Origin of the sequence: Acidovorax sp. 106, from assembly GCF_003663825.1 — a bacterium.
Lineage (GTDB): Bacteria > Pseudomonadota > Gammaproteobacteria > Burkholderiales > Burkholderiaceae_C > Acidovorax.
This window is the reverse complement of record NZ_RCCC01000001.1, coordinates 3498989-3512091: the sequence shown is the minus strand read 5'-3', so window position 1 is coordinate 3512091 and position 13103 is coordinate 3498989. Positions and strand designations below refer to the sequence as shown.

Sequence of the window (13103 nt, the reverse complement as noted above, 5' to 3'; positions counted from 1 at the left end):
TATATTGACCGTGAATGACGGTCATTAAATGATGAATTGCTCACGGTTTTCGTTTTGAATCCACTTGGGCGCCTTGCCACGGCCCGTCCAGGTTTCACCAGTGGCGGGGTTGCGGTACTTAGGGGCCACCTTGGTACCTGCGCTGGCGCTGCGTGCGCGGCCCGTGGGGAATACGTCTTGCGAAGTCAAACCAAATTCAGCCACCAAAGCACGGACCTGGTTCACAGCGTCGCTCAGTTCGCGTCGGCGGGCTTCGCTGATTTGTTGCTCCAGGGCTTCACGTTGCTTCAGCAGTTCTTTGTAAGTGGTCATGGTGCGTAATCAAAAGTAAGTAGGACAGTTTCGCGATTATAAGAAAAAATAGCGCCTATCGCCCTTGAGTCCAGAAAATTGACGGAGTTCCGCAAGGAATTCAAATAACGCCTTCAAAAAGGCTGTATTTAGGGTCAGCGATTCAGCCCCAGTGCCCGCCACCCCGTCCAACCCTCTTGCGGCATAGCCACGCCACCTCTTGCATGGAATGGACCCATTCAGAATCTGGGCACGGCCTAGTCTGCCAATACCGACATCACCCACATCAGAAAATCCGTGTATCTCACCACACCGCCATTTCATCATTGCGCCGCCGCTGCCCGATCCAAAGATGGCTTTGCGGCGCAGGCTGCGCGGTATTTGCAGGAGAACGCCCTACGAAGCTGACTTGGCGGAAAATCGGCTCGATACCCATTTTTGGAACGACATGGCTATTTATTGCATCGGCGACATTCAAGGCTGCGACAGTGCATTGGGCAGGCTTTTGGACAGCATTGGTTTTTCACCCAGCCGCGACACCGTTTACCTGTTGGGCGACCTGGTCAACCGGGGCCCCGAATCGGCCGCTGTGCTGCGCCGCTGCGCCGCCCATGGCGACGCGCTGCGCGCGCTGCTCGGAAACCACGATCTGCACCTGCTGGCGGCCGCCCACGGCGCGCGCAAGCCCTCCAAGCGCGACACGCTCCACCACGTGCTCGACGCCCCAGACCGGGATGCACTACTGCAGTGGCTGCGCCACCAACCCCTGGCACGCCAGCATGAGCATGCGGGCGAAACGCTGCTGATGGTGCACGCAGGCGTATTGCCGCAATGGACGGCGCAGGACGCACTGGCTTTGGCCGATGAAGTGCATGCTGTATTGAAGGGCCCCGACCTGCCTGACTTTTTGCACCAGATGTACGGCAACCTGCCTGACCGCTGGAGCAACGCCCTGCAAGGCACCGAGCGGCTGCGGGTGATCGTCAACGCCTTCACGCGCCTGCGCTTTTGCTCGCCAGAGGGGGTGATGGACTTTGAAAGCACCGAAAGCGCAGCCAGCGCCCCGGCAGGCTTGGTGCCATGGTTCGAAGCCACAGGCCGCCGCACTGCAAACACGGTGATGGCCTTTGGGCATTGGTCTACGCTGGGCTGGCTGAACCGCCCTCACCTGCTGGGGCTGGACACAGGCTGCGTCTGGGGCGGCTGCCTCAGCGCTGTGAGGTTCGGCAGCACGCTGGCGCAGCGCGAGTTGATCCAGGTGCATTGCGAACAAGCCCAGGCGCCGGGCAATTGAGCAAACCGCAGGCGCTGTAGCCAGATCACTCAGACCACAGCGCTGAAATGCTGCCCGCGACCTGTCGCATGTCCGCAGCGAATGGCTGCACCACCCAAAGTGGCCGTGACTACACCGACACCAGCCTGCGCTGCATTGCCGCAGACTGCCAAATGCTGCCATCGCTTCGCGCCATCAGCACTGCCAGGCCCGGGGTTTGCTCAGCCAGCGCCCGGCCGGCCTCGGGGCCCCGCACCATCATGGCCGTGCCCAGGCCGTTGACTTCGGCCACCGAGCGGGCCACCAGGCTCACACCGTGCACGCCTTGCGTAGGCCAGCCCGTGTGGGGGTCCAGCACATGGTGCTGGCGCTGCCCTGCATGCATGAAGCAGCGCTCGTAGTCGCCAGACGACGCCACCACGGCAGGGCCTGGCAATGCCACAGCCCCCAGCAACTGCGACGGCGCACGCGGGTCGCGCAGCCCCACGCGCCATGGTCGACCCTGCAACTGGCCTTGCACCAGCACATCACCACCACCGTTGACCATGGCGTTCTCTATGCCATGCGCCTGCAGCACCTGCATGCCTGCTTCCAGAATCGGCAGCTTGGCAATCCCCCCCAAGTCCAGCGCCATGCCGGGTCGCTGCAAAAACGCCGTGCCAGCGCGCGCATCCAGCACCAGCGCACCGGCATTGACGTACTGCAACTGGCGAGCCACTTCGCGGGCATCGGGCATGCGCTGCTCACCCGCCCCAAAATGCCAAGCCTTGAGGCCACCCACGGTGGCATCAAAAGCACCGCCGGTCGCGGCAGACACGCGCTGTGCTTCCTGCAGCACCGCCATCACCACTGGCGGCACCGGCACAGCGCGCACGCCCGCAGCATCGCCAATGCGGCGCACCGCACTGTGGGGTTCAAAGCGGCTGAGCAAGGCCTGCAGCGCCTGCATGCGGGCAAAGGCCTGGTCCACCGCTTGCCGCAGCAGGGCCGTATCCGGGCCTTGCACCACGATGTCCACCGCCGTGCCCAGCAGCGTCTGGCGATCCCGCAGGACAACGCCTTGCACGGTACTTGGCGCGGCCACAAGCGCAGCGGCACGGCCTGACCAAGCCCAGGCCAAGCCACCCAGCAACGGCACCGCCATGACCAAGCGCCGGCGCCCCAGGGCGGACACCGCAGAAGAGAGGGCTTCGTGCCGCATGCCGCCTCCGTCAGATGGATTGATCGGCCATGAAGTCCACAGCGGCCTTGACTTCGTCGTCCGTCAGGCTGGCGCTGCCGCCACGGGCCGGCATCATGCCCTTGGCACCGGTAAAGCCTTCGCGGGCGTGCTTGTACAACACGTCTTTGCCCTGCGCAATGCGGGGGCCCCAGTCGGCCTTGTCCCCAGGCTTGGGGGCACCGGCCACACCGGCGGCGTGGCACATCGCGCAGGTTTTGCCGTACACCGATTTGCCCACCGTGTTTTCTGGCGCAGCGGGGGCTGCAGGCGCAGCTGCCACCGCAGGGGCCGGTGCCGCTACCGCAGGGGCTTCCGCAGGCTTTTTGTCACCACATCCGACCAGGGTCAACGCCAAGGCCGCCGCACACACCATGGAAATCTTTTTCATCTCAAACATCCTGTCTTTCGTTAAGTCCAAACCGTCAAACATTCAAGGCCAAAGGCAACACAGGCCATACACAGCACCTCGCCAGCCATCGGCTCTAACCGTGAAAGCAATGTAATTTGGCAGGGCCCTGATGGACAGGGGGGCGCCCTGCCAAAGGATGAGCCAGATCAATATGATTCATATTAGGTGAATCTATTATTGCCGCCATGTTACTCACCTGCCAACACCGATCACTGCGACTGTGGGTATTGGCCTGTTTCGTCTTCGCACTGCTGGTGGCGGCTGTATCCCCGGCCCTGCACCCCCGGGCGATGGAACTGGTGTGCTCCGGCACTGGCGCAGCCAAGTGGGTGGTGCAGACACCCGATGGCATGGTCCCGGCAGACGCTGCGGGCCTGGACTGCCCCGTGTGCCTGGCAGCCGATGCGCCGCCACCCGAGGTGGCCACGCTGGCGCCACCTGCCCCATCACCGCTGATCTATGCCACCTGGCACCGCCAGCCGCTGGAGCCTCCCCTTTCGCACCATCGCCCGCCAGCGCGGGCTCCCCCTGTTTTTTCCTGAGCCATCCTAAAGAGGTAAACCATGAGCGATAAAAAAGACCTGCAACCCGCCAACGCCGGCCTGGGCCGACGCAGCTTCATCAACACCGCCGCCCTCGTGGGCCTGACCGCTGGTGTGGCCGCTTGCACCGAAAAGCCCAGTGCCGCCACCCCTGCTGCACCGGCATCGGCCGCCCCCGCCGCCAGCCACGCGGCCGGCGGCGCCAACGTGCACCTCAAGCCCGGCGAGCTGGACACCTATTACGGCCTGTGGAGCGGCGGCCACACCGGCGACATGCGCGTGCTGGGCCTGCCCTCCGGCCGCGAGATCACACGCATCCCCTGCTTTGTGCCTGACGCCCTGGTGGGCTGGGGCATCACCAATGAATCCAAGGCCGTGATGGGCACCAAGGCCGATGGTCACCTCGAATACACGGTGGCCGACACCCACCACACCCACGCCTCGTACAAGGATGGCAACTACGACGGCCGCTACGCCTGGATCAACGACAAGATCAACAGCCGCATCGCGCGCATCCGCCTCGATTACTTCGTGTGCGACAAGATCACCAAGCTGCCCAACGTGCAGGGCTTTCACGGCATCTTCCCGGACAAGGCCGACCCGGTGGACCCCGCCATCAACTACACCACGCGCGTGTTCTGCGGCGGTGAGTTCGCCATTCCCCTGCCCAACACGGGCACAGAAGACTCGGGCAAATACCGTTCGATGTTCAGCTGCGTCGATGCAGAAACGATGGAAGTGCGCTGGCAAGTGCTGATCGACGGCAACTGCGACCTGGTCGCCACGTCATACGACGGCAAGCTGGCCGCCACCAACCAGTACAACGTGGAGATGGGTGCCAAGTACGAGGACATGATGTCCGCCGAACGCGATGCCTGTCTGTTCTTCAACGTGGGCCGCATCGAGGCCGCCGTGAAGGCTGGCAAGTTCAAGACCATCGGCACCAGCAAGGTGCCTGTGGTGGACGGAACGCACGAGGCCAACAAGGACCCCAAGACGGCGCTCACGGCGTACGTCTCCGTACCCAAGAACCCCCACGGCGTGAACGCCAGCCCCGACGGCAAGTACTTCATCTGCGCCGGCAAGCTCTCGCCCACTGGCACCGTGATCGAGCTGGCCAAGGTACTGGACTACTTTGACGGCAAGCTCGAAAAGCTGGACTCCGCCATCGTGGCCGAAGTGGAGCTGGGCCTGGGCCCACTGCACACCGCGTTCGACGGCCGTGGCAATGCCTACACCACCCTGTTCCTGGACAGCCAGGTCGTGAAGTGGAACGTGGAAGCCGCCATCAAGTTCCACGCGGGCGACAAGACCGCCAAGTACGTGGTGGACCGCCTGGACGTGCAATACCAGCCCGGCCACTTGAACGCATCGCAGTCCGAAACCAAGGCCGCCGACGGCAAGATCCTGGCCGTGGGTTGCAAGTTCTCCAAGGACCGCTTCCTGCCCGTGGGCCCGCTGCACCCCGAGAACGAACAGCTCATCGACATCTCGGGCGAGAAGATGGTGCTGCTGGCCGACCACCCCGTGCGTGGCGAGCCCCATGACTTCATCATCTTCAAGCGCGACCTGGTGCGCCCCAAGCAGGTCTACACGCTCGACGAGTTCCCGCTGGCGGTCAAGGACCCCAAGGAGTCCGGCGTGTTCCGCAGCGGCAAGAAGGTCACTGTGAAGATGACCTCGCAAGCCCCGGCCTTCAGCCTGCGCGAGTTCAAGCTCAAGAAGGGTGACGAGGTCACGCTGATCCTGACCAACCTGGACAAGATCGAAGACTTGACCCACGGCTTTGCGATCCCGAACTACAACGTGAACTTCATCGTGAACCCGCTGGAGACCAAGTCGGTGAGCTTCGTGGCCGACAAGCCCGGTGTGTTCTGGTGCTACTGCACGCACTTCTGCCATGCACTCCACTTGGAAATGCGCACTCGGATGATCGTGGAGGGTTAACCAGGGCGATCCCCCTGAGGCGCTGCGCGCCTTCCCCCTTCTCTCTGCGCGCTTCGCGCTCCGGGAAGGGGGACGCCACCAGCGCAGCGGGGCGGCCCTTGCGCGGTGGCCCTCGCCTGGAGCGCGCCAGTTGCGCAGGCCGCGCTTCTTGTAGAGCTGGAGTGTTTTGACCTCCCCCAGCCCGTTCAGGCTGAGCTTGTCGAAGCCCTGCACAACTCTCAGCAATGGCAACTCCGTAAAGCCGAGCAGATTGATATTTGAATTCAATTGGCCGCTAGCGCTTGATAAATAAGCGCTAGCAGCTATCAAAAAGATAGTCCCATGATGTCCCTCCGTCGGCAGTTCGCCACGCTTCTTCTGGTCTTGCTGGCAGCCCTTTGGCTGGTGCCGCGCGCCCATGCCGCAGCAGGCGCCTACGAGGCCGAGCTGCCCGCCGAACTGGCCAGCGCGCGCGACATGTGCGCACTGGTGCCGTGCAAGGACGTGTTTCCCGGCGCCAGCCATTTCTCTGAACGCAAGGGCCAGCCGCCCTATGTAGAGGCTTACGACAACGACAGCGCGCAAAAGAAGCTGCTGGGCTATGTGATGCTATCCACCGACATCACCGACACCCCCGCTTACTCCGGCAAGCCCGTGGTCACGCTGATTGGCATGGACAAAGAGGGCCGCTTCGTGGGCGTGAAGGTGCTCAAGCATTCCGAGCCCATCCTGCTGCTGGGCATCCCTGAATCCGCACTGCTCAAGTTCAACGCCCAGTACCTGGGCAAGTCGGTGGCAGACAAGATCGAGGTGGGCCAGTCGCGCCCCGATGAGAACGTGCTGGGCCTGGACGCCATCTCGGGCGCCACGGTCACCGTGATCGCGCAGAACCAGGTCATGATGGCCTCGGGCTCGGCCGTGGCGCGGCAGGTGGGCATCCTCGCGCCCACCGTGCGCGAGCCGGCCCGTTATGCCGAAACCGGCAAGTGCCTGACCTGGGCCGAGCTGGTGCAACAAGGCACTGTGCAGCGCCTGCGCGTGCAGCCCGAACAGGTGGGCCTGGACAAGGGCCCCGACCCGTTCATCGAGCTGTGGTTTGGCGACCTGAACCACCCCGACATTGGCAAAAGCGTGCTGGGCGAGAACGGCTGGAGCAACTTGCGCCTGCAGCTCAAGGAGGGCGAACACGCCTTCTTCATCGTCCGCACGGGCGGCAAGGAATCGTTCAAGGGCTCGGGCTTCGTGCGCGGCGGCATCTACGACCGCGTGCAGGTGCGCCAAGGCGCGGATTCGTTCACCTTCCGCGACCTGGACGCACTCAACTTGTATGGCATCGAGGCCGCAGGCGCGCCCAGCTACAACGAATCGGTCATCTTCATCATCCGCTCACCCGCGTTCTCGGCCGCCTACCCGTGGAAGCTGAGCTTTCTGGGCAACCGCGTGGATCGTGCCACGGGCACGCGCAGCTTCACCAGCTTTGACACGCCCTACTGGCTGCCCGCCGCCATGCTGCAAGGCGGGCGCCCCACCATTGAGGAGCCGGATGCCCCCTGGGTGCGCGTGTGGAAGTCGCGTGCGGTAGAGATTGCGCTGTTCGCCGCGCTGCTGATCGCCGTCACCGTGGTGTATGCCCTGCGCGAGAAGCTCACGCGCCTGTCCACCCACAAGAACAAGTGGCCGGTCAACGCCTTCAAGTACAGCTTCTGGGCCCTCAGCATTGGCTGGATCGGCTTTGGCGCCATGGCACAGCCTTCCATCACGCAGGTGCTGACCTGGTTCCACGCGCTGCTGTTCCAGTGGACCTGGTCGCTGTTCCTGTCCGACCCGTTCATCTTCCTGTTCTGGATCTTCATCATTGTCACCGTGTTCCTGTTCGGGCGCGGGCTGTTTTGCGGCTGGATGTGCCCGTTTGGCTCGCTGCAGGAGGGCATCTACAAGATCGCACGCGCCGTGGGCTTCAAGCGCTTCCAGACGCAGCTGCCGCAGAAGTGGCACGACCGGCTCAAGTGGGTGAAATACGGCGTCTTCTTCGGGCTGCTGGTGGTGTCGATGTTCTCGATGGGCCTGGCCGAAAAGCTGGCGGAAGTGGAACCGTTCAAGACCACCTTCCTGGTCGGTGTGCTGAACCGCGCCTGGCCCTACAGCCTGTTCGTGGCGGTCATCCTGGGCACATCGATTTTCATCGAACGGCCCTACTGCAAATACATCTGCCCACTGGGAGCCTCGCTGGCCATGCCCAGCACGTTCCGCTGGTTTGGCCTCAAGCGCAAGCAGGACTGCAACAGCTGCAAGGCCTGCGCCGTGGGCTGCGGTGCACAGGCGATTGACGCAGACGGCCGCATTGACCACCGCGAATGCCTGCACTGCCTGGACTGCATGATTCTCTACACCGATACCAAGGGCTGCCCGCCCCTGGCCAAGGAGCGCAAGCGCCGCGAAAAGGACGGCCTGGAGATCACACCCATCGGCGCCAACGGCTACTTCATCCCGATCCACCCGGCCACCGTGCAGGACCAGATCTCGGCCAAGGCCGCGAAGGGGCCTGACCCACGCATGCCCACCACGCCAGCACTGCCCGCACACAAGGCCGACGCCAAAGGCCTGCGATGGATCTGGCTGGAGCTGGTGGACCATCTGTGGCCCTGGAGCCGCGAAGGCTGGGCGTCGCGGCGCGCGCTGCAGATCGCGGGCTTCTCGCTGGCCGTCGCCGCCAGCGCGGCCTGGGTGATGACCGCCATGGGCTCGCTGTCGTCGGGCGCCATCATCGGCTGGTGGTTTGGCTGGAGCGTGTACGAGGTGCTGATCCGCCTGTCGGGCAAGCGCTATGTGAAGGACGGCCCGTGGTGGCAGGGCCAGTACCGCCGGGCGGGCGTGATGGACATGCTGAGCTATGTGGGCTTCAAGAACCTGCTGATCGGCGCGGCGCTGTTCCTGGCCATCAAGGCCGTGGTGGGACTGGCGTGATGAAGCCTCCCCTAGCTGCCACCGCATTCACCGCACTCATGGCGCTGGCTACGTGCCTGCTGGCCCTGCCCGCCCACGCTGCCACCGTGCAGGTGCGCCCCGGGCAAGACCTGCAAGCTGCCATCCAGGCCGCCAAACCGGGCGACACGGTGGAGGTGCAGCGTGGCTTCTACCGCGTGAACCTGCGCATCGACAAGGCCCTGACGCTGCGCGGCATCGACCGCCCCACCCTCAGCGGCGGGCAGCAGGGCGACACCGTCCGCGTCACCGCGCCCGACGTGGTGATCGAGGGCCTGATCGTGCGCGACTCGGGCACCAGCCTCAAGGACCAGAACGCGGGCATCTACATCTACCCCGGCGCCCACCGTGCCGTGGTGCGCCACAACGACCTCACCTACAACCTGTTCGGCTTGTGGATCGAGAAGGCCAACGACGTGCAGGTGCTGCACAACACCATCACCGGCCTGCGCGATGTGGGCTCGTCCCAGCGTGGCAACGGGGTGCAGCTGTACAACACCACGGGCGCGCGCATCGAGGGCAACCAGATCAGCTTTGTGCGCGACGCGCTGTATGTGGATGTATCGCACCACGCCGTGTTCCGGGGCAACAAGCTGCACCACAGCCGCTACGGCACGCACTACATGAACTCCTACTACAACCTGTGGGAGGACAACGACACCTACTACAACCGGGGCGGCCTGGCGCTGATGGAAGTGCGCGACCAGGTGGTGCGCAACAACCGCGCCTGGGGCAACACCGACCACGGCATCATGCTGCGCACCATGCAGGACTCGGTGATCGAGAACAACGTGGTGGCCGAGAACAACCGGGGCTTCTTCATCTATGACGTGGAGTACGTCACCCTGCGCGGCAACCTCGTCACGCGCAATACCGTGGGCGTGCACCTGTCGGCGGGCTCCACCCGCAACAAGGTCGAAGGCAACGACTTCATCGGCAACCGCGAGCAGGTGCGCTATGTGGGCGCCCGCGACGAGCGCTGGGGCACCGAGGGCGGCAACCACTGGAGCAACTACCTGGGCTGGGACCGCGACGGCAACGGCGTGGGCGACGTGCCCTACGAAGCCAACGACATGGTGGACCGCCTGACCTGGCGCCACCCCACCATCAAGCTGCTGCTGGCCAGCCCTGCCGTGCAGGCACTGCGCCTGGTGGGCCAACAGTTTCCGGTGCTGCGCGTGCCCACCGTGGTGGACCCCAAGCCCCGCATGCAACCGAACCACCCCGAACGGAGCCACTGGCGTGACCCGCAACCCACCCCCCATTGAGCTGACCAACCTGCGCGAGCCCGCCATTGAGGTGCGGGGCGTGCACAAGCACTACGGCGCACTGCACGCTGTGGACGGCATCGACCTGCGCGTGGAGCGCGGCGAAATCCTGGGCCTCATCGGCCACAACGGCGCGGGCAAAAGCACGCTGTTCAAGATGATCCTGGGACTCACGCCTGCTACCGAGGGCGAGATCCGCGTGGGCGGCACCCGCGTGCTGGGGCGAGACTTTCGCACCGCACGGCGCCACCTGGGCTACCTGCCCGAGAACGTGGTGCTGTACGACAACCTGAGCGGACTGGAGACGCTGTACTTTTTTGCCCGCCTTAAGGGCGCACCCCTGGCGCAATGCCCCACGCTGCTTGAACAGGTGGGCCTGGCCCACGCGGGCAAGCGCCCCGTGCGCGAATACTCCAAGGGCATGCGCCAGCGCCTGGGCTTTGCACAGGCGCTGCTGGGCGAACCCCAGGTGCTGCTGCTGGACGAGCCCACCAACGGCCTGGACCCGCAGGCCATCCGCGACTTCTACGCCACGCTGCGTGGCCTGCAGGCCCGGGGCGTGACCATCGTCATCACCTCGCACATCCTGGCCGAGCTGCAAGAGCGTGTGGACCGCCTGGCCATCCTGGCCGCTGGCAAGCTGCAGGCCCTGGGTAGCGTGCAGGCGCTGCGCGAGCAGACCCACATGCCGCTGGCCATCGCCCTCACCCTGGCGGCCACGGACCAAGCGGCGGGTGTGCTGGCACTGGCCGAGCTGCCGGGCATCACGACCACGGCCACCCCAGACGGCCTGCACGTGGAATGCCCCCGCAGCGCCAAGATGGCCGTGCTCGCCGCACTGGCGCCGCTGGGCGCACGGCTGCTGGATGTGAACATCCACGAACCTTCGCTCGAAGACGTGTACTTCGGGCTGCGCGAACAATGAAAAACCCTCTGCTTGCACGCTGCACAAGCCCCTCTCCCCTCGCGGGAGAGGGGTTGGGGAGAGGGGGCCTGAGCACGCGCTGCGCTTGCATCGCCCCCTCTCCCCCGCCCTCTCCCACAAGGGGAGAGGGAGCAACACCGCCCGCTGGGTGGGTTATGGATCACTGATATGGAATTCCACCAAATCCTCACCATCGCGGGCAAGGAGTTCCGCGACCGCATGCGCAACCGCTGGGTGCTGGCCGTGGCGCTGGTGTTCACCGTGTTCTCGCTGGCCATCGCCTACTTTGGCGGCGCGCAGCAGGGCACGGTGGGCTTTCGCTCCATCGAGTTCACCATCGCCAGCCTGGTCAGCCTGGTCATCTACCTCATCCCGCTGATCGCACTGCTGCTGGGCTTTGACGCCATCGTGGGCGAACGCGAGCGCGGCTCGCTCGACCTGCTGCTGTCGCTGCCCATCACGCGGCTGGAGCTGCTGCTGGGCAAGTACCTGGGGCTGGCGGCGGCGCTCACGCTCTCCACGCTGGCGGGGTTCGGGCTGGTGGCGGTGCTGCTGGTGCGGCAGTTCAGCGGGGCTGCGCTGTTCCACTACGGCGGCTTCATGATCAGCTCGGTGCTGCTGGGGCTGGCCTTTTTGAGCATGGCGGTGCTGCTATCGGTGCTCACGCACGAGCGCACACGCGCCTCCGGTCTGGCGATTGCCGCCTGGTTCTTTTTTGTGCTGGTGTTTGACCTGCTGCTGCTGGGCGCCCTGGTGGCCACAGGCGGCAGCGTCGGCGGCGAGGCCATGGCCTACCTGCTGCTGCTCAACCCGGCCGACGTTTTCCGCATCCTCAACGTGTTCTCGCTCGACGACGTGCGCACCCTGTACGGCCTGACCAGCATCGTGCCCCCTGCCCTGGCCAAGCCATGGCTGATGGGCGCGGTGATGGCGGGCTGGATCGTGGTGCCCCTGAGCCTGGCGAGCTGGAGATTCAAGCCATGACGAACAAATCCCACAACCAATACCAATACCAATGCGCCTGCGCCACCCGGCGCCAACTGCTGGGCTGGGCGGCCCTCGCATCGCTGGGCACGCTCACCGGCCTCACGGGCCTGACCGGCTGCAGCCAGGCGGACAACAGCGCGCAGTCCCTGAAACCCGTGGAGATCGACCGCACCACCAGCTGCGAACTCGACGGCATGCTGCTGGCCGACTACCCCGGCCCCAAGGCGCAGGTGCGCTTTGCAGGACAGGACAAGCCCTCTTTCTTCTGCGACACGGTGGAGCTGTTCAGCACCCTGCTGGCCGGTGAGCAGGTGCGTGCCGTGCAGGCCGTGTACGTGCAGGACATGGGCAAAGCCGACTGGAATGCACCACAGGGCCACTGGATAGACGGCAAGACCGCCATCTACGTGGTGGGCGGCAAGCGCCACGGCTCCATGGGCCCCACCATCGGCAGCTTTGCGCAAGAGGCTGACGCGAAAAAGTTTGCTGTTGAATATGGCGGCAAGGTTCTGCGCTTTGCCGAGATCACGCCCGCCATGGTGGACCTGAGCGGCGGGGCGCAACAAGACACCCGGATGTGAGGCCGCCATGCGCCTGCTGCCCCATCCTCCGCTTGCCCATACCGCCCGCCCCGTCCATGGCGACGCGCGCAAGCCCACCCGGCGCGGCGCGCTGGCCGCCTTGCTGCTGGGCACGGCCGGTGTAGCGGTATGGCAATGGCAGGCGCGGGCAGCGCAAGGCGCCATCTCTTCGGCCAACCTGCCTGGCGTGGGGAACGACGTGTGCATCGTGGCCCCTCCCACGCCGTACAACCCGGCATCCGGCCAGGCCCTGGCCGCTGCACGCGAGGTGCCCCAGGACGCCCGCTGCCCCGTGTGCGGCATGTACCCGGCGCGCGCGCGTGCCTGGGCGGCGCAGGTCATTTTTGCGGACGGGGATGCCTACTTTTTCGACTCACCGCTGAGCCTGATGCAGTACCTGGGCAATGTGGCCCACTACACGCGGGGCCGCACCCTTGAGGCCATCGTGGCCCGCTACGTGACCGATACCGGCACAGGGGCCTGGGTGGACGCACAGCAGGCGGTGTATGTGGCGGGCTCGTCGGCCCTGGGGCCCATGCGGGCGGGCAACCTGCCAGCGTTTGCCAACACGGTGGCTGCACAGCGGTTTGCGCAGCAGCGCGGGGGACGGGTGCTGGGTTTTGCGGCGGTAGACACCGCACTGCTCCAGTCGCTAGCACCCCAGCGCAGCAGTGCAGAAACCCACGCGCACTGAAAC

Annotated in this window: 12 protein-coding genes; 9 read left to right on the top strand and 3 right to left on the bottom strand. The window is 65.1% G+C overall.

The features are described 5' to 3' along the window. Positions 1–24: 24 nt before the first annotated feature. Positions 25–312, bottom strand: a complete 288-nt coding sequence (locus C8C98_RS15610; protein WP_099654920.1) for an H-NS family nucleoid-associated regulatory protein — start codon at positions 310–312, stop codon at positions 25–27. 427 nt (positions 313–739) lie between these two features. Between C8C98_RS15610 and C8C98_RS15605 the strand changes: the two genes are divergently transcribed. After that, positions 740–1585 carry a symmetrical bis(5'-nucleosyl)-tetraphosphatase gene (locus C8C98_RS15605; RefSeq protein WP_121455025.1) on the top strand — a complete coding sequence of 282 codons (846 nt, stop codon included), beginning with the start codon at positions 740–742 and terminating at the stop codon, positions 1583–1585. 109 nt (positions 1586–1694) lie between these two features. Here C8C98_RS15605 and C8C98_RS15600 read toward each other — a convergent pair whose 3' ends face one another. Both C8C98_RS15600 and C8C98_RS15595 read right to left on the bottom strand, forming a co-directional pair. Further along, on the bottom strand, positions 1695–2765 hold the full coding sequence (locus tag C8C98_RS15600) for an FAD:protein FMN transferase (RefSeq protein WP_121455024.1): 1071 nt from the start codon (positions 2763–2765) through the stop codon (positions 1695–1697). A 10-nt stretch (positions 2766–2775) separates the two neighbouring features. Then, a complete protein-coding gene (locus C8C98_RS15595) occupies positions 2776–3174 on the bottom strand; it encodes a cytochrome c5 family protein (RefSeq protein ID WP_121456306.1) in 399 nt (132 codons plus the stop codon). Positions 3175–3380: 206 nt separating this feature from the next. Here C8C98_RS15595 and C8C98_RS15590 point away from each other — a divergent pair, with 206 nt between their 5' ends. The 8 genes from C8C98_RS15590 to C8C98_RS15555 all read left to right on the top strand — a co-directional run bounded on the left by C8C98_RS15590 (position 3381) and on the right by C8C98_RS15555 (position 13100). After that, positions 3381–3737 carry a hypothetical protein gene (locus C8C98_RS15590; protein WP_147436378.1) on the top strand — a complete coding sequence of 119 codons (357 nt, stop codon included), beginning with the start codon at positions 3381–3383 and terminating at the stop codon, positions 3735–3737. 21 nt (positions 3738–3758) lie between these two features. After that, positions 3759–5684 carry a TAT-dependent nitrous-oxide reductase gene (gene nosZ / locus C8C98_RS15585; protein ID WP_121455022.1) on the top strand — a complete coding sequence of 642 codons (1926 nt, stop codon included), beginning with the start codon at positions 3759–3761 and terminating at the stop codon, positions 5682–5684. Between the two features lie 321 nt (positions 5685–6005). Next, positions 6006–8627, top strand: coding sequence for a NosR/NirI family protein (locus C8C98_RS15580; RefSeq protein WP_121455021.1), 2622 nt, complete (start codon positions 6006–6008; stop codon positions 8625–8627). 38 nt (positions 8628–8665) lie between these two features. Continuing rightward, complete coding sequence (locus C8C98_RS15575) at positions 8666–9913, top strand: nitrous oxide reductase family maturation protein NosD (RefSeq protein WP_121456305.1); 1248 nt, start codon at positions 8666–8668, stop codon at positions 9911–9913. Then, positions 9888–10838 carry an ABC transporter ATP-binding protein gene (locus tag C8C98_RS15570; protein ID WP_121455020.1) on the top strand — a complete coding sequence of 317 codons (951 nt, stop codon included), beginning with the start codon at positions 9888–9890 and terminating at the stop codon, positions 10836–10838. The genes C8C98_RS15575 and C8C98_RS15570 overlap by 26 nt, the downstream gene beginning before the upstream one ends. Before the next feature lie 168 nt (positions 10839–11006). Next, complete coding sequence (locus C8C98_RS15565) at positions 11007–11822, top strand: ABC transporter permease (protein ID WP_121455019.1); 816 nt, start codon at positions 11007–11009, stop codon at positions 11820–11822. Then, entirely contained in the window at positions 11819–12406 is a 588-nt protein-coding gene (locus C8C98_RS15560; RefSeq protein WP_121455018.1) for a nitrous oxide reductase accessory protein NosL, read from the top strand. The genes C8C98_RS15565 and C8C98_RS15560 overlap by 4 nt, the downstream gene beginning before the upstream one ends. A 7-nt stretch (positions 12407–12413) precedes the next feature. Continuing rightward, on the top strand, positions 12414–13100 hold the full coding sequence (locus C8C98_RS15555; RefSeq protein ID WP_121455017.1) for a nitrous oxide reductase accessory protein NosL: 687 nt from the start codon (positions 12414–12416) through the stop codon (positions 13098–13100). Positions 13101–13103 lie beyond the last annotated feature (3 nt).